The 17191-nt window shown below is 45.5% G+C and carries 11 protein-coding genes, 10 tRNA genes and 3 rRNA genes; 23 read left to right on the top strand and 1 reads right to left on the bottom strand.

The features are described from left to right. The first annotated feature begins 29 nt into the window (after positions 1-29). From ACWPWY_RS14360 to yajC, 22 genes are all read left to right on the top strand, one after another. A complete protein-coding gene (locus ACWPWY_RS14360; RefSeq protein ID WP_454192288.1) occupies positions 30-1610 on the top strand; it encodes a LysM peptidoglycan-binding domain-containing protein in 1581 nt (526 codons plus the stop codon). A 383-nt stretch (positions 1611-1993) separates the two neighbouring features. Continuing rightward, positions 1994-3541, top strand: a 16S ribosomal RNA gene (locus ACWPWY_RS14355). Positions 3542-3865: 324 nt separating this feature from the next. Next, positions 3866-6553 (top strand): 23S ribosomal RNA (locus ACWPWY_RS14350). A gap of 218 nt (positions 6554-6771) precedes the next feature. Then, positions 6772-6888: ribosomal RNA gene (gene rrf / locus ACWPWY_RS14345) — 5S ribosomal RNA — on the top strand. Together the 16S, 23S and 5S rRNA genes with 10 tRNA genes alongside form the textbook arrangement of a ribosomal RNA operon. Before the next feature lie 55 nt (positions 6889-6943). Beyond that, positions 6944-7019, top strand: a tRNA-Asn gene (locus ACWPWY_RS14340). Positions 7020-7021: 2 nt separating this feature from the next. Continuing rightward, positions 7022-7093: transfer RNA gene (locus ACWPWY_RS14335), tRNA-Glu, on the top strand. 86 nt (positions 7094-7179) lie between these two features. Then, positions 7180-7253, top strand: a tRNA-Met gene (locus ACWPWY_RS14330). Between the two features lie 11 nt (positions 7254-7264). Further along, positions 7265-7341 (top strand) — tRNA-Asp (locus tag ACWPWY_RS14325). A 51-nt stretch (positions 7342-7392) separates the two neighbouring features. Beyond that, positions 7393-7468: transfer RNA gene (locus tag ACWPWY_RS14320), tRNA-Lys, on the top strand. 10 nt (positions 7469-7478) lie between these two features. Beyond that, a tRNA-Leu gene (locus tag ACWPWY_RS14315) sits at positions 7479-7559 on the top strand. Positions 7560-7569: 10 nt separating this feature from the next. Further along, positions 7570-7641: transfer RNA gene (locus tag ACWPWY_RS14310), tRNA-Gly, on the top strand. Between the two features lie 12 nt (positions 7642-7653). Continuing rightward, a tRNA-Arg gene (locus ACWPWY_RS14305) sits at positions 7654-7730 on the top strand. Positions 7731-7760: 30 nt separating this feature from the next. Further along, positions 7761-7840, top strand: a tRNA-Leu gene (locus tag ACWPWY_RS14300). A gap of 9 nt (positions 7841-7849) precedes the next feature. Next, positions 7850-7923: transfer RNA gene (locus ACWPWY_RS14295), tRNA-Pro, on the top strand. A gap of 98 nt (positions 7924-8021) precedes the next feature. Further along, entirely contained in the window at positions 8022-8684 is a 663-nt protein-coding gene (locus ACWPWY_RS14290) for a BofC C-terminal domain-containing protein (RefSeq protein WP_454192287.1), read from the top strand. A 171-nt stretch (positions 8685-8855) separates the two neighbouring features. Beyond that, positions 8856-9359, top strand: coding sequence for a crossover junction endodeoxyribonuclease RuvC (gene ruvC, locus ACWPWY_RS14285; RefSeq protein ID WP_191798681.1), 504 nt, complete (start codon positions 8856-8858; stop codon positions 9357-9359). Further along, entirely contained in the window at positions 9356-9970 is a 615-nt protein-coding gene (gene ruvA, locus ACWPWY_RS14280) for a Holliday junction branch migration protein RuvA (protein WP_454192286.1), read from the top strand. Before ruvC ends, ruvA begins: the two co-directional genes overlap by 4 nt. 25 nt (positions 9971-9995) lie before the next feature. After that, positions 9996-11000, top strand: a complete 1005-nt coding sequence (gene ruvB / locus ACWPWY_RS14275; RefSeq protein WP_213534383.1) for a Holliday junction branch migration DNA helicase RuvB — start codon at positions 9996-9998, stop codon at positions 10998-11000. 107 nt (positions 11001-11107) lie between these two features. Beyond that, positions 11108-13231 carry a SpoIID/LytB domain-containing protein gene (locus ACWPWY_RS14270; protein ID WP_454192285.1) on the top strand — a complete coding sequence of 708 codons (2124 nt, stop codon included), beginning with the start codon at positions 11108-11110 and terminating at the stop codon, positions 13229-13231. Between the two features lie 7 nt (positions 13232-13238). Next, entirely contained in the window at positions 13239-14279 is a 1041-nt protein-coding gene (queA, locus tag ACWPWY_RS14265) for a tRNA preQ1(34) S-adenosylmethionine ribosyltransferase-isomerase QueA (protein ID WP_454192284.1), read from the top strand. A gap of 7 nt (positions 14280-14286) precedes the next feature. After that, entirely contained in the window at positions 14287-15426 is a 1140-nt protein-coding gene (tgt, locus tag ACWPWY_RS14260) for a tRNA guanosine(34) transglycosylase Tgt (protein ID WP_454192283.1), read from the top strand. 41 nt (positions 15427-15467) lie between these two features. Next, positions 15468-15782, top strand: coding sequence for a preprotein translocase subunit YajC (gene yajC / locus ACWPWY_RS14255; RefSeq protein WP_454192282.1), 315 nt, complete (start codon positions 15468-15470; stop codon positions 15780-15782). A 59-nt stretch (positions 15783-15841) separates the two neighbouring features. Here yajC and ACWPWY_RS14250 read toward each other — a convergent pair whose 3' ends face one another. Next, entirely contained in the window at positions 15842-16234 is a 393-nt protein-coding gene (locus ACWPWY_RS14250) for a TIGR04086 family membrane protein (RefSeq protein ID WP_454192281.1), read from the bottom strand. A gap of 177 nt (positions 16235-16411) precedes the next feature. Here ACWPWY_RS14250 and ACWPWY_RS14245 point away from each other — a divergent pair, with 177 nt between their 5' ends. Continuing rightward, positions 16412-17191 carry a YetF domain-containing protein gene (locus ACWPWY_RS14245; protein ID WP_454192280.1) on the top strand — a complete coding sequence of 260 codons (780 nt, stop codon included), beginning with the start codon at positions 16412-16414 and terminating at the stop codon, positions 17189-17191.

Raw genomic sequence — 17191 nt, 5'->3', positions numbered from 1 at the left:
CCTGAAGATTGTAAGGAGGTTATAAACCTGTGAGAATACACATCGTCAAAGAAGGAGATACCCTGTATTTCTTGTCCAAGAAATATAACGTATCGTTAGAGAAAATTATCAGTGCGAACCCGGAGATTGCAAACCCCAATCAATTAACCATTGGTACGAAGGTGAAAATTCCTTCTGCCCCGGTTACGACACATCCAGGTGGATCGATTCTGCATCAGCACAAGGTAGTGCAAGGAGATTCATTATGGAAGCTTTCTAAAGCCTGGGGCGTTTCGCTTCAAGATATGATTGCTTCAAATCCGCAGTTAAAGAATCCGAATGCACTGATCGTCGGAGAGACTGTGTTTATTCCATCTGGATCTACCAGTGCCCCGAATGTTACAACAACAGAGATTTTGCAAAAGGGCACTCCGGTCCCACCAGCACCTGGCACCAAAGCACATACTGGGAAAAAGAATACCGCTCCTATGCCCAATTATCCGCAGCTTCCAGAGCTACCAGAGATGCCGGAAATGCCTGTGTTACCAAAAGCAGAGATAACAAAGCCGATGCCTCCAAAAGCAGAGATCACGAAACCCAAACCAATCCCGCCAAAAGAGGAAATAACAAAACCAAAGCCTGTACCACCTAAAGAAGAAGTTAAAAAACCAATTGAACCTGCTCCAAAACCTGAAGTGAAACCAATAGCTCCTCCACCTTCCAAGCCGCTGCCTCTACCCGTACCTAAACCAGAGATGATCAAACCTACACCGCTGCCTATTCCAATACCACCAATAAAAAAACCAGAGTACGAACCTAAGAAGGAAGAGTATCATTCTAAAAAAGAGGATTGTAACAACGAGTATATGAATCCATATCAGAACCTAGTGTATGATAAAGGGATGTACGGGGGAAATGTAGGATACCAAGGATACCAAAACCCGTATCAACAACCAATGGGATATGTAAATGATAATAAGCAAGGTTATCCTCAGCCACTGCCGTATACCCAGCAGCCGCAGAGTGTTCAGAACGCGCCTTATCAATCAGGGAAAAGCGGAGATGTAAGTCAGCAACCATATACCACTTATGAACATGGCGGTTACATTGTAAATTATGAACTTGTTGATGTTCCTTCATATGGAGGAGATTGCGGATGCGGTCATGCTAAACCATTACCATATAGTTATATGCAAGCAGAAGCGGACTGGAAAGCGGCAACAGCCCAAAATGCACAGCCTATGCTGCATCCACAAGCCTACGGTCACAGCCCGCAGTACACGAATTATTTCAGAGCGACTGAATACGGAGTTCAACCGCCTTATTATAATCTTAATTACTCGAATGGTTATGGGCAGACGTCTTTCCAAGCAGAAACTACCCAAACTAGCAGTCAAAATGGGGATCAGGTGCAACAGGAGCCGATTGTTGATTTAAATGGACTCGATCAGCTCCCTATATTAGAAGAAGAGAAGACGACAGAGAAAAACAAAACGATCGGCAAATCAAATAAAGTGAAAAAAGCAGCAGTATCATCGAATAAACGAATCAAAGCCGCAAGTAATAATAGTCAAGCATCAAGACAAGGCAGAGCACGTAAAGAACGGAGAAACCCATGGATTAAACGATAATATCCTCATGAGAAAGGCGGAATTATTCCGCTTTTCTTTTTTTTATAAAAAAGGGTTGCGCAAATGAGATATCCATGATATATTATAAGTCCTGTCACTGACAGGCGGGAATAAAGAGAAATAGTTTTACTAGATTAATAGAAAAACAAATTAAAAAAACTATTGACAAGCATCCCAAAGACATGATATTATATAAGAGTTGCTGATGACGAAAGTTGTTAGCGAGATTGATCTTTGAAAACTGAACAACGAGGAGTTTTACGTAAGTAAAACTCGTGAGTGAATCAATACAAGTTCAATTTGTTGGTCATAATAAATTGAATAGAGAACTTTTAGTTCTCGTCAGCATTTTCTAAATGAGCATATCGCTCTTTTCAATAACTTTATTGGAGAGTTTGATCCTGGCTCAGGACGAACGCTGGCGGCGTGCCTAATACATGCAAGTCGAGCGGAGTTAATGAGAAGCTTGCTTCTCTGAAACTTAGCGGCGGACGGGTGAGTAACACGTAGGCAACCTGCCCATAAGACTGGGATAACTACCGGAAACGGTAGCTAATACCGGATAGGTTCTTCTCTCGCATGAGAGAAGAAAGAAAGACGGAGCAATCTGTCACTTGTGGATGGGCCTGCGGCGCATTAGCTAGTTGGTGGGGTAAAGGCCTACCAAGGCGACGATGCGTAGCCGACCTGAGAGGGTGATCGGCCACACTGGGACTGAGACACGGCACTCCTACGGGAGGCGACAGTAGGGAATCTTCCGCAATGGACGAAAGTCTGACGGAGCAACGCCGCGTGAGTGATGAAGGTTTTCGGATCGTAAAGCTCTGTTGCCAGGGAAGAACGTCCTTGAGAGTAACTGCTCAAGGAGTGACGGTACCTGAGAAGAAAGCCCCGGCTAACTACGTGCCAGCGACCGCGGTAATACGTAGGGGGCAAGCGTTGTCCGGAATTATTGGGCGTAAAGCGCGCGCAGGCGGTTATTTAAGTTGGGTGTTTAATCCCGGGGCTCAACCTCGGGTCGCACCCAAAACTGGGTAACTTGAGTACAGAAGAGGAAAGTGGAATTCCACGTGTAGCGGTGAAATGCGTAGAGATGTGGAGGAACACCAGTGGCGAAGGCGACTTTCTGGGCTGTAACTGACGCTGAGGCGCGAAAGCGTGGGGAGCAAACAGGATTAGATACCCTGGTAGTCCACGCCGTAAACGATGAATGCTAGGTGTTAGGGGTTTCGATACCCTTGGTGCCGAAGTTAACACATTAAGCATTCCGCCTGGGGAGTACGGTCGCAAGACTGAAACTCAAAGGAATTGACGGGGACCCGCACAAGCAGTGGAGTATGTGGTTTAATTCGAAGCAACGCGAAGAACCTTACCAGGTCTTGACATCCCTCTGACCGGTCTAGAGATAGACCTTTCCTTCGGGACAGAGGAGACAGGTGGTGCATGGTTGTCGTCAGCTCGTGTCGTGAGATGTTGGGTTAAGTCCCGCAACGAGCGCAACCCTTGATCTTAGTTGCCAGCAGGTAAAGCTGGGCACTCTAAGGTGACTGCCGGTGACAAACCGGAGGAAGGTGGGGATGACGTCAAATCATCATGCCCCTTATGACCTGGGCTACACACGTACTACAATGGCCGGTACAACGGGCAAAGAAAAGCCGCGAGGTGGAGCAAATCCTTAAAAGCCGGTCTCAGTTCGGATTGCAGGCAACTCGCCTGCATGAAGTCGGAATTGCTAGTAATCGCGGATCAGCATGCCGCGGTGAATACGTTCCCGGGTCTTGTACACACCGCCCGTCACACCACGAGAGTTTACAACACCCGAAGCCGGTGGGGTAACCGCAAGGAGCCAGCCGTCGAAGGTGGGGTAGATGATTGGGGTGAAGTCGTAACAAGGTAGCCGTATCGGAAGGTGCGGCTGGATCACCTCCTTTCTATGGAGAATCGTTTCCTGCAATGGAAACATTCAAATCGGAAGCTAAGCTTCCAAACACACTCACTCGTTGTTCAGTTTTGAGAGTTTAATCTCTCAAAATCACATGTATTCTTTATTCGCACATCCGTGCTGAACCCAAGAACACATGGTTGTTGTTCCTTGAAAACTAGATAACGAAACAATTTTGCGATTTTAGAAATATCCTTTAAGCTGAACTTGTGTTAAACAAGTGAAGATTAATAGATTGCATAGCGAAATTTTTGAATGATGAACGACTTTTGGCGAATGCCAACCGGAGTGAATCAGTCAAAAATGAGCATATGGTTAAGCTATTAAGAGCACACGGAGGATGCCTAGGCGCTAGGAGCCGATGAAGGACGTGGCGAACAACGATACTGCCTCGGGGAGCTGTACGCAAGCTTTGATCCGGGGATGTCCGAATGGGGAAACCCAGCTATCGTAATGGATAGTTATCTCTACCTGAATACATAGGGTAGTTGAAGGCAGACCAGGGGAACTGAAACATCTAAGTACCCTGAGGAAGAGAAAACAATAGTGATTCCGTCAGTAGCGGCGAGCGAACGCGGATTAGCCCAAACCAATCAGCTTGCTGGTTGGGGTTGTGGGACGTCTCACATGGAGTTACAAAGGAACCGATTAGTTGAAGAGGTCTGGAAAGGCCCGCCAGAGAAGGTAAAAGCCCTGTAGTCAAAAGTCTGTTCCCTCCGAGACCCATCCCGAGTAGTGCGAGGCACGTGAAACCTCGTATGAATCCGGCAGGACCATCTGCCAAGGCTAAATACTCCCTAGCGACCGATAGTGAAGCAGTACCGTGAGGGAAAGGTGAAAAGCACCCCGGAAGGGGAGTGAAATAGAACCTGAAACCGTGTGCTTACAAAAAGTCAGAGCCCGTTTTATGGGTGATGGCGTGCCTTTTGTAGAATGAACCGGCGAGTTACGTTCCCGTGCAAGGTTAAGGTGAAAAGCCGTAGCCGCGCGAAAGCGAGTCTGAATAGGGCGAGTTAGTACGTGGACGTAGACCCGAAACCGTGTGATCTACCCCTGTCCAGGGTGAAGGTGCGGTAACACGCACTGGAGGCCCGAACCCACGCACGTTGAAAAGTGCGGGGATGAGGTGGGGGTAGCGGAGAAATTCCAATCGAACTCGGAGATAGCTGGTTCTCCCCGAAATAGCTTTAGGGCTAGCCTCGGAACAAGTAAGTCGTGGAGGTAGAGCACTGATTGGGTGCGGGGCCCGCAAGGGTTACCAAGCTCAGTCAAACTCCGAATGCCATAGACTTGTATTCCGGAGTCAGACAGTGAGTGCTAAGATCCATTGTCAAGAGGGAAACAGCCCAGACCATCAGCTAAGGTCCCCAAGTGTGTGTTAAGTGGGAAAGGATGTGGAGTTGCACAGACAACCAGGATGTTGGCTTAGAAGCGACCACCATTTAAAGAGTGCGTAATAGCTCACTGGTCGAGTGACTCTGCGCCGAAAATGTAACGGGGCTAAACACACCACCGAAGCTATGGCTTGATACTATGTATCAGGGGTAGGGGAGCGTTGTATACCGGGTTGAAGGTAGACCGGAAGGACTGCTGGACTGTATACAAGTGAGAATGCCGGTATGAGTAACGAAAAGATCAGTGAGAATCTGATCCGCCGAAAACCTAAGGGTTCCTGAGGAAGGCTCGTCCGCTCAGGGTAAGTCGGGACCTAAGGCGAGGCCGAAAGGCGTAGTCGAAGGACAACAGGTCGAAATTCCTGTACCACCGTAAATCGTTACGAGCGATGGGGGGACGCAGTAGGGAAAATGACCCCGTAACTTCGGGAGAAGGGGTACCCCGGTAGTGTGAATAGCACGAGGGGGTCGCAGTGAAAAGGCCCAAGCGACTGTTTAGCAAAAACACAGGTCTGTGCGAAGCCGCAAGGCGAAGTATACGGGCTGACGCCTGCCCGGTGCTGGAAGGTTAAGGGGAGTGGTTAGGAGTAATCCGAAGCTATGAACCGAAGCCCCAGTAAACGGCGGCCGTAACTATAACGGTCCTAAGGTAGCGAAATTCCTTGTCAGGTAAATTCTGACCCGCACGAATGGCGTAACGACTTGGGCGCTGTCTCAACGAGAGATCCGGTGAAATTTTAATACCTGTGAAGATGCAGGTTACCCGCGACAAGACGGAAAGACCCCATGGAGCTTTACTGCGCTTGATATTGGATTTGGGTACGATCTGTACAGGATAGGTGGGAGCCTAAGAAGCATGAGCGCCAGCTTGTGTGGAGGCAACGTTGGGATACCACCCTGATCGTATCTAGGTTCTAACTTGGTACCGTGATCCGGTGCGAGGACAGTGTCAGGTGGGCAGTTTGACTGGGGCGGTCGCCTCCTAAAGAGTAACGGAGGCGCCCAAAGGTTCCCTCAGAATGGTTGGAAATCATTCGCAGAGTGTAAAGGCACAAGGGAGCTTGACTGCGAGACCTACAAGTCGAGCAGGGACGAAAGTCGGGCTTAGTGATCCGGTGGTACCGCATGGAAGGGCCATCGCTCAACGGATAAAAGCTATGGGGATAACAGGCTTATCTCCCCCAAGAGTCCACATCGACGGGGAGGTTTGGCACCTCGATGTCGGCTCATCGCATCCTGGGGCTGAAGTAGGTCCCAAGGGTTGGGCTGTTCGCCCATTAAAGCGGTACGCGAGCTGGGTTCAGAACGTCGTGAGACAGTTCGGTCCCTATCTGTCGTGGGCGTAGGAAATTTGAGAGGAGCTGTCCTTAGTACGAGAGGACCGGGATGGACATACCGCTGGTGTACCAGTTGTTCCGCCAGGAGCATCGCTGGGTAGCTATGTATGGAAGGGATAAGCGCTGAAAGCATCTAAGCGCGAAGCCCACCTCAAGATGAGATTTCCCAATTAGTAAGACCCCTTGAAGACGACGAGGTAGATAGGCTGGGGGTGGAAGTGCGGCAATGCATGGAGCTGACCAGTACTAATCGGTCGAGGGCTTATCCTAAATATTAAAATCGCAAAGATTGTTTCGTATCTAGTTTTCAGGGAGCAAATCTTTGAGGAGAACCTGACGCTTGTTTCTTGATTCACACTTCCGTGTTGAACCCAAGTGAACGCGAAGAGCGAATGGATTTTCCGAAGATTTTAAGTTGCATGTCCTTTCTAAGGTCTGATATTTTGCTGGTGAGTATTCACTGAAGATATCACAGCGCAAAAATCATGTTTGGTGGCGATAGCGGAGGGGTTCCACACGTACCCATCCCGAACACGACCGTTAAGCCCTCCAGCGCCGATGGTACTTGGACCGCAGGGTCCTGGGAGAGTAGGACGTCGCCAAGCAAAGTTTTAATAATCTGGGACACCCATTTTATTGATACCTAATTATAATACATATTCCCTGATAGCTCAGTTGGTAGAGCACTCGACTGTTAATCGAGTTGTCACAGGTTCGAGCCCTGTTCGGGGAGCCAGCGGCCCGTTGGTCAAGGGGTTAAGACACCTCCCTTTCACGGAGGTAACAGGGGTTCGAATCCCCTACGGGTCACTTTATATGGATCAGCTGGGAGAGCATCTGCCTTACAAGCAGAGGGTCGGGGGTTCGATCCCCTCAATCTCCACCATATCAAATATCGCGGGGTGGAGCGGCTCGGTAGCTCGTCGGGCTCATAACCCGAAGGTCGCAGGTTCAAATCCTGCCCCCGCAATTGTAATACTTGGAACTGTGGTGTAGAGGCCTAACATGCCTGCCTGTCACGCAGGAGATCGCGGGTTCGAATCCCGTCAGTTCCGCCATTTTTATTCTAGAAGTATTACTGATTGAGGGACTAGCTTCCTTATCGTTAGGAGCCATTAGCTCAGTTGGTAGAGCACCTGACTTTTAATCAGGGTGTCGAAGGTTCGAGCCCTTCATGGCTCACCATCATTTATATGCGCGTGTGGCGGAATTGGCAGACGCACTAGACTTAGGATCTAGCGTCTATGACGTGGGGGTTCGAGTCCCTTCACGCGCATCCTTTAATTGCGGACGTGGCTCAGCGGTAGAGCATCGCCTTGCCAAGGCGAGGGTCGCGGGTTCGATTCCCGTCGTCCGCTTTTATATTTTTTGCGCCCTTAGCTCAGCTGGATAGAGCGTTTGACTACGAATCAAAAGGCCGGGAGTTCGAATCTCTCAGGGCGCGCCATTATATTTTTAAATAAGAAATAAAAAACAAGCCGGTGTGGCGGAATTGGCAGACGCGCGCGACTCAAAATCGTGAGGGAAACCGTGGGGGTTCGAGTCCCTTCACCGGCATATATATTTCGGGATGTAGCTCAGCTTGGCAGAGCACCTGGTTTGGGTCCAGGGGGTCGCATGTTCAAATCGTGTCATCCCGATTATGAAAAGGTTATTGCTTAGGCAATAACCTTTTTTTGTATATAAAGATTGGATCTCGGTCACAATAGACTAAAAAGTGTGTTAGAAGGGGATCCAATTGAAGTTTCTTAATTTTAATAAACGATGGAAGAAAATCAAACGAACGCTAACCACATTCACGATATGTATTTTACTTGCATTAATAGCTGGAGCGGGCTTACCCATCTCTCAGATGGTACAATCCCTCTTAACAGCAGGAAGCATTGAAGTGTTAGAAGAAAACTCATCCCTTGAAGAAGACAGCAACTTAGCCCAAGCTAGTCTGTTGGAACAAATCCGTTCAAACGACAAGTTGCGCCGCATTTTTTTAGAGAAAAACTATGTTTGCGGTACAGAAACTATAAACTTGGGTGAGTTTACTCCTGAAGAAATGATCACTCTGGTCAAGCAGCATCCTGGGTGGTCTGGCTATATTGAGTCGGAAAATGATCTAGTCGTACAGGAAACGGTCAATGACCTATCTCCGTATTGTAAAGAAAACGCATATATGAGTTTAGATAAAGAAGGAAACCTAACACTCTTTGATGGGAAGCCAAAGGAAGAGAAGACCATTCGTACTTTTTTTCAACTTGATGTCGGGTCAATGGAAACCTCTTTACCAGCGGGTGTACTTGCACAACTGCAAAATGGCATACGTGTGCAGGATATAGAGGAATATAATAGTGTGCTTTCTACTTTTGGCGATTATGCGGTTGCCCCTGTAGGGAATATTGTAGAATAGATATGCGAGAAAAGGCGGATGAAGATCCGTCTTTTTTTGTTTTTTATACAAAAAATTCAAGGAATATTCGGAGTTTTCGTCGAAGTGCAAACTTTTTCGTTATAGGGCTGGAACATTTGATATAATGAATAAACGATACATATGTTCGCAGTATGTTAAGGAGAGATGTATTTGCGTTTTTTAGGAATTGACCCGGGTATTGCTATTGTTGGTTTTGGTTTTATAGATAAAACAGGGAGTAAACTCACTCCCGTTCAATATGGATGTATACAGACAGAGGCACATACACCCGATGAGGAAAGACTGCTTCATGTGTATGAGGCTATGTTGCAATTAATTGATAAATATAAACCTGATGCTGTGGCATTAGAGAAACTGTTTTTTAATCGGAATGTGACAACAGCGATGTCGGTCAGTCAGGCACGGGGTGTGTTGATTCTCGCAGCAATCCAAAGAGGATTGCCTATTGCTGAGTATACACCGATGCAAGTCAAACAGGCTGTCGTAGGCTATGGTAAAGCAGAGAAGAGACAAGTTCAGGAAATGGTCCGAATGTATCTTAAGTTACAAACCATCCCTAAACCGGATGACGTAGCTGATGCACTGGCTGTAGCCATTTGCCACGCTCATTCTTACGCGCTAAATTCTAAGATAAATGAGGTTTTGAAAAAATGATCGACTATATCAAAGGACCCATTGTGATCATTGAGAATGATCATGTCGTAGTTGATGTGCAGGGAATAGGATATCAGATTTTTTGTCCGAATCCTTATATTTTTGCTAAGCAAGAAGGTGTCGTTACAGTATACACCCATCACCATGTAAGAGAAGATGCGATGCTGCTTTATGGGTTTGGAACTCGCGAGGAACAACAACTGTTTCGAAAACTCATTGAGGTATCAGGAATTGGTCCACGTGTTGCCCTCGGGATTTTAACTGGAGGTACACCAGAACAACTGGTTACGGCGATACATCAAGAGAATATTACTTTTTTGACAAAACTTCCAGGGATCGGGAAGAAGACGGCACAGCGTATGATTCTTGACTTAAAAGACAAGCTGGATGGCTTTGGTGGGGCGATATATGCTACTGGACTATTTGCTCCTAATGTAGCAGATGAAGGTGACGGCTCATACTGGTCCGAGGCTAGAGAAGGTCTGAAAGCCCTTGGATATACAGACAGTGAGCTTGATAAAGTATGGCTTCGCATGAAAAACGATACAACGGCAGAAGATACAGCAGACTTACTTATGAAGAAAGCTCTTAAAATGCTTTTTACAGGATAAACAGGAATAGAATAGAGGGATAAGTATGGATGACCGGATTATATCGGCCAACCTGATGATGGAAGATCAAGCGGTGGAGCTGAGTTTACGTCCCCGCTATTTGAATGAATATATTGGACAGGATCAAGTAAAGGAAAACTTAAAGGTATACATTGAAGCTGCTAAGATGAGAAATGAAGCACTGGATCATGTGCTTTTATACGGTCCTCCAGGATTAGGTAAAACTACGCTGTCAAACATTATTGCGAATGAACTTGGTGTGAACCTGCGGACTACTTCTGGACCGGCGATTGAGCGGCCTGGTGACCTTGCAGCTTTACTAACCAATCTGCAAGAAGGGGATGTCCTTTTTATTGATGAAATTCACAGGCTTAATCGTTCTGTAGAGGAAGTGCTGTACCCTGCGATGGAGGATTTTGCACTCGATATTATGATTGGTAAAGGCCCAAGTGCGCGTTCTGTGCGTCTAGACCTCCCACCTTTTACTTTGATTGGTGCAACGACAAGAGCAGGTCTGTTATCTGCTCCACTTCGAGATCGGTTTGGCGTGATCAGCCGGCTTGAGTTTTATACTGTGGATGAGTTAACTTTTATCGTTTCCCGTACAGCCGATTTACTTGGTATTGAAATTGTTGGGGATGCAGCTGAAGAGATTGCACTTCGGTCGAGAGGGACACCGCGTATAGCAAACCGTCTTCTCAAACGGGTTCGTGATTTTGCCATGGTACGAGGCGATGGAATTATTACTTCGTCACTAGCAGAAGAGGCTCTGAAAAGACTGCAAATCGATCCGCGTGGACTTGACGATATAGATTATAAGATGCTGAAATCGATGGTCACAAGCTTCCGCGGAGGACCTGTAGGTCTTGATACAATCGCAGCTACAATTGGGGAAGAAAGTCAAACGATTGAAGATGTGTACGAGCCGTATCTCCTGCAAATTGGTTTTCTGCAAAGAACTCCACGAGGCAGAATGGTGACTCCAGCTGCTTATGCGCATCTAGGAATTCCGATGCCTACAGATAGATAACTGGGTACTGACGCAGTACAAATTTTTTGTGTTGTGCGTACGTAGCTCGAGGATGAAAACTAGCAAACAGGAATTTCTGGATCAACGAACGGGGAGGAGAACGATAAATGAAGCGAATAACAAAATTTCAAAGTGTCCGCTCCTTATGGACAAAGGGAGCTAAGATGACCCTTGCTGCAGCACTGCTGGCAGGTAGTTTATGGGGACCACTTCCTTCAGCTAGTGCTGCAATAAACGACACCATTCGTGTTGCACTATTCGCAGATCTCGGAAGCACCTATAGATCCACTACACCAGCAGTTACACTTCAAACGGATGGAGATTGGACTGCTGGGATAAATGGGGCCTCAGGTTATGAATCATGGATATCATTGCCAGCTTCCACACAAACACGTTTTAGTGTCGATGGTTTTCGTGTGAAAGTGCTAGAAACAGATGTGTTTAAGACGGCTTCTGGGGCTGCAAAGGTATTGCAGGGAACAGTCGATAAACCCATCATTTATCAATCTTCTAAAAACGGAAAAACAATATACCAAGTTTACACAGGAAACTACTCCACATCAGCTCTTGCGGAAGCAGCTGCAGTACGAGCACAGAAGTCAGCTGCTTCTTATTTGGCTGGACAAAAGCCAGTTGTGAAAGGAAGCAAGCATAGTCAAGCAGGTGTATTTGCGAGTAAGAAAGATGCGGATACAACGCGTGATACGATAACTTCCAATGGTTATGATGCCTTTACAGTCATCCAGTCGGAAGGCGGTAGGCCTGAATATGCAGTATGGGTTGGTGAAGAAACAACGGATGCTTCTCTAGCTGCCTTAGAAAAACTCGTGAAAGTAAAAATGCCGCAACTATCTTTAAGTTCGGTAAGAACGGGAATGAATGCTTTAATCATTAGGCAAGATGTGACTCTTAATTTGGTCTCTCCTGAAGTAACCAACCACTATATAGTAAGCGGGACCGACATGAAGTTATTGCTAGATTCGAGTAGCACGGGCATAAAAGTAACGGAGCGTTCGGCACGTACATATCGAGGAGATTTTGAAATCAGTGCATATAACGGGCAACTCGCTCTTGTCAATCAAGTACCACTTGAAGAGTATTTGTATTCAGTTGTTGGAGCTGAAGTATACACATCTTGGCCAGCAGAATCTTTAAAAGCACAATCCGTTGCTGCGCGAAGCTATGCCCTCTATCAAGGGAATAAATTTAAGATCGCTAATGTGGTAGATACGACGTTAAGCCAAGCTTATAACGGAATCGGATCAGAGCATCAGAATGTAACAAATGCCGTAAACGCTACCGCCGGAGAAGTTATTAAAACCGGTGGAAAAGTCATTGAGGCTATTTTCTCTTCCAATGCGGGAGGAATAACTGCGGATCCGTCTGAAGTATGGAATGGGGGCGGGACACTATTCGCAAGCGTAGATAGTTCAGGAGATAAATCCGCTCAAGAAGGGACACATAATTGGTATCATGTACTTCTAAGTGATGGAAAGACAGGCTATATTCGGGAAGATAACACAAAACTGCTAGAAGGAACGACTGCAGCGGGATTGTCTAAACTTACGGTTACTGCTAAAAATACGAATGTTCGAAAAATTCCCCTTATCCAGTCGAGTGTCTCTCCTGTAGCCCAACTAAATCCAGGTACGGAGTCGGTTATTCTTGGAAAAACAAAAGAATCGGGTACGTACAGCTGGATGCGTGGACCGTTTACATCTACGGAGATTTCAGCGATGCTTCAAGGGAAAATATCAACGACCGTTCCATCCACTATTTCTAGCTTGGAAGTAACAAGCCGGGGTCCATCGGGTAGAGCAGTAGAAGTGAAAGCGAATGGACAAGTGCTTGGTGTTAAATACGGAGATGCATATCGCAGTGCTTTTGGAAGTTTACCGAGCACTTTGTTTGATATTACGAATACCGGAAGTTATACTGTACTAGGTGCAAATGGACAAGTTGTGACTACATCTGGGGCGGCTGGAGCTTCTGTAGTATCGGCTTCCGGTACGTCATCTTATTCTGGAAACTCCCTGGTTGTTATGAATAAAGACAGCGAGGCAAGAGCAGTTAGCATTAGCAAGTCCCAAGCTTTTCTGTTTACAGGTCAAGGATATGGGCACGGGCTGGGTCTGTCTCAGTGGGGAGCAAAAGGACTTGCTGATGAAGGGTATGATTACCAGTCTATTTTGAAACACTATTATCAGAACGTAACTATAGTTAAGGAATGACGACATAATGAATGTAGATCTATATGATTTTGAGCTACCTGAATCTTTGATAGCTCAGACACCACTTGAAAATCGAACGGCATCAAGACTCCTGACCCTGAACAAGGACAGTGGGGAAATGGAACACCATACATTTTCAGATATCATTAATTATCTTCATCCTGGGGATACCTTGATTCTGAATGATACAAGAGTTATACCTGCACGATTGTTTGGTGTAAAAGAAGATACGGGAGCTAAAGCAGAAGTTCTGCTTCTCCATAATCTGGGCGACAATCGCTGGGAGACCTTAGTTAAACCAGGGAAAAGACTCAGAAAAGGGGCCGTCATTCGTTTTGGAGACGAGTTGTCAGCTACCATTGAAGAAGAGACCGACATGGGGGGACGGATTATCCGTTTCCATTATGAAGGTATTTTCCAGGAAATATTGGACCGGCTTGGTCAAATGCCATTGCCTCCATATATTAAAGAAAAATTAGAAGACAAAGAGCGGTACCAGACGGTTTACGCGAAACATGAAGGGTCTGCAGCCGCTCCAACGGCAGGGCTTCATTTTACTACTGAACTGCTTGAGGAAATTAAACAAAAAGGAGTTCGCATTGGGTTTCTTACTCTCCATGTAGGACTTGGAACGTTTAGACCGATGTCAGTAGACGTAGTAGAAGATCATGTTATGCATGCCGAGTATTACTCCATCTCACAGGAGACAGCAGATTTAATTAATGAAACCAAGAAGAATGGCGGAAGAGTCATTGCGGTTGGGACCACGAGCTGCCGAACGCTGGAGACGGTGGGGAATCAATTTGAAGGACAAGATTTGGTTGCAAGCAGTGGCTGGACGGATATTTTTATATATCCCGGCTATACGTTCAAAGTAGTGGATGCGCTCATTACTAATTTCCATCTTCCCAAGTCTACTCTTGTGATGCTGGTCAGTGCACTTGCAGGCAGAGAGAAAATTATGGAAGCTTATAATGAGGCAGTGAAACAACAATATCGTTTCTTTAGTTTTGGAGATTCGATGTTTATTTATTCAGATAGAGGATGAGAGAAAAATGTCAGCAGCGATAACCTATGAACACATTAAAACTTGTAAGCAATCAGGAGCACGTCTTGGACGCGTTCATACCCCGCATGGAGTAATTGAGACTCCCACTTTTATGCCGGTAGGTACACAAGCAACAGTAAAAACGATGAGTCCTGAAGAACTCAAAGAGATGGAAGCACAGATTATTCTGAGCAATACCTATCATTTGTTTCTCAGACCAGGGCACGATATTGTTCGCGAAGCAGGCGGACTTCACAAATTCATGAACTGGGATCGTCCTATTTTGACCGATAGCGGTGGTTTTCAGGTGTTTTCCCTCAGTGAAATGAGAAAAATAACAGAAGAAGGCGTGCACTTCCGCTCTCATCTGAATGGAGATAAATTATTCCTTTCTCCTGAGGTTGCCATGGATATTCAGAACTCACTAGGTTCTGATATTATGATGGCATTTGATGAGTGTCCACCGTATCCGGCAGAATATGAATATGTTAAACAATCGCTCGAAAGAACAAGCCGCTGGGCAGAGCGTTGTCTTGAAAGTCATGCTCGGCCAAATGACCAAGGATTGTTTGCCATCGTTCAAGGTGGAATGCATGAAGATTTACGGAAACAGAGCGCTCGGGATTTGACTTCCATGGATTTCCCGGGGTATGCTATTGGTGGACTTAGTGTGGGAGAACCCAAACATTTAATGTACGATGTACTGGATTACACTGTACCTTTGCTGCCTAGTAACAAACCTCGTTATTTAATGGGGGTAGGTTCACCAGACGCATTGATTGAAGGTGCAATTCGTGGTATAGATATGTTTGACTGTGTGCTTCCAACTCGTATTGCCCGGAATGGGACAACGATGACAAGTCAGGGTAGACTCGTTGTTCGTAACGCGAAATACGCCCGTGATTTTAGTCCACTTGATCCTGAGTGCGATTGCTACACATGCCGGAATTATTCAAGGGCTTATCTTCGCCACTTGATCAAGGCTGATGAAACATTTGGTCTGCGGCTTACAACGTACCATAATCTTCATTTCTTGTTAGACTTGATGAAGAAAGTACGTCAAGCTATTATGGATGACCGGTTGCTTGATTTCCGGGATGAATTTTTTGATCAATATGGATTGCATGATAATGACAAAGGGTTCTAAGTAAACTACTTATAACCAATTCTTTGAAAGGGGGGAATCAAATGTTGAATTTCACAGCAACAACAAATGCAGCTGGTGGTGGTTTGCAGCTAATCATTATGATGGTACTTATGTTTGCAGTGTTTTACTTCCTGCTCATTAGACCACAGCAAAAAAGACAAAAAGAACATCGGAACTTATTGAATTCCTTGAAAAAGGGAGACAAAGTAGTAACGATTGGCGGCCTTCATGGTACGATTACAGAGGTAATGGACGATACTGTTGTACTGCGTGTAAACGATGTTACGAAACTGACATTTAACCGTAGCAGTGTTAGTGCCGTATCTCCTAGAGAGAGCGTTGAAGACAAGGCATAAGCAAACTAGAGAGGACTCCTGATTAGGAGTCCTCTTTTTTTATTACTGTTCTTCATGTTTTATGATTTTTCTACATTCACTCCAAAAATTCCGCCGATTGCTCCTAAAACAAAGGCAGCCCCCCATTGCAGTACATCATTCAGTTGCAAGGAAGAATCAAGAGCAAGAAAACCAATGACAAGGATAAGAAGTCCGTATACCGCTCCCATAATTCCACCGTGATACCATCCGCGTTCGTTTGATCTTTTGCCTGATATAAAACCTCCGATAAGCAATGAAACAGCATGTACTACGTAAGTATAGAACGATAAATCCTGCTCGCGCATACCTGTAAGCCAAAGAAAAAGTGATAAGACGAATGCACCGATAAACAGCCAGATGAAAGCAGCATTTAAACCAGAAAGCAGAGGACTATTAATTCTTACAGAAAACAAACGGCGAACAAATTGCATGAAGGTGACCTCCCTTAATCATTCGGTTCTAATTAATACATTGTATGGTCAAGCTACCCATGATATGAACTGATTTTCCATTAATTAATGGGCATGACTTTTCTGTGTTCGGTCAACCTATGAGAACTGTTATGGTACAAATTAGTGCGACTCACTATGCGGGAGGATAAGATAAAGATGGATCATGTCATGTTACAAATTGGAAGAACCATACTCATGTACTTAATAGCTGCATTAGCAATCCGACTGATGGGTAAGAGAGAAATCGGGAAATTATCTGTTTTTGATCTGGTAATATCCATCATGCTTGCTGAAATTGCCGTGTTTGCTATTGAAGATACTAATAGACCACTTTATGAGGGGATCGTTCCCATTATTGTTCTCATTATTCTGCAAGTGGGCATTGCTCTAATCGGACTAAAAAGCCGCTGGTTTCGACTTGCTCTTGATGGTAAACCGGTTATCCTTGTTTCTAATGGTGAACTGCAAAGAGAAGAGATGAGAAAGCAGCGTTATAATTTAGATGATCTAATGCAGCAGCTCAGGGAGCAAAGTATTGATAATGTTGATGATCTACAGTTTGCAATCCTCGAGACGACGGGTAAACTCACCGTATTTAAAAAGGAGGACGAGTCTGTGTCGTCTGGCCACACAGATGATTCGGGATCCGCAGAAACAGCAAATAAGAGTGACTTGAAATTGAAAGAAGACAATACAAAGAGCGATGAAAGTAAAGAACATATAAAAGCACTACAAAATATACGATATGGAGCTCTGCCCTTACCGCTGATTATGGACGGGAAAGTACAGGATTCTAATTTGGAATTAATGGAGAAAAATCGTTTCTGGCTTAAAAATCAGATTCAAGAAAAAGGAGTCAAAGATTTCAAGGATGTATTTTTATGTTCCATTGATCATAAAGGAGAGCTTTACGTTAACGTAAAGAAAAAAACGTAA

This window comes from Paenibacillus sp. Marseille-Q7038, from assembly GCF_965111595.1.
Note: the sequence above shows the minus strand (reverse complement) of the source record. Positions and strands in the feature narration are given on the sequence as shown.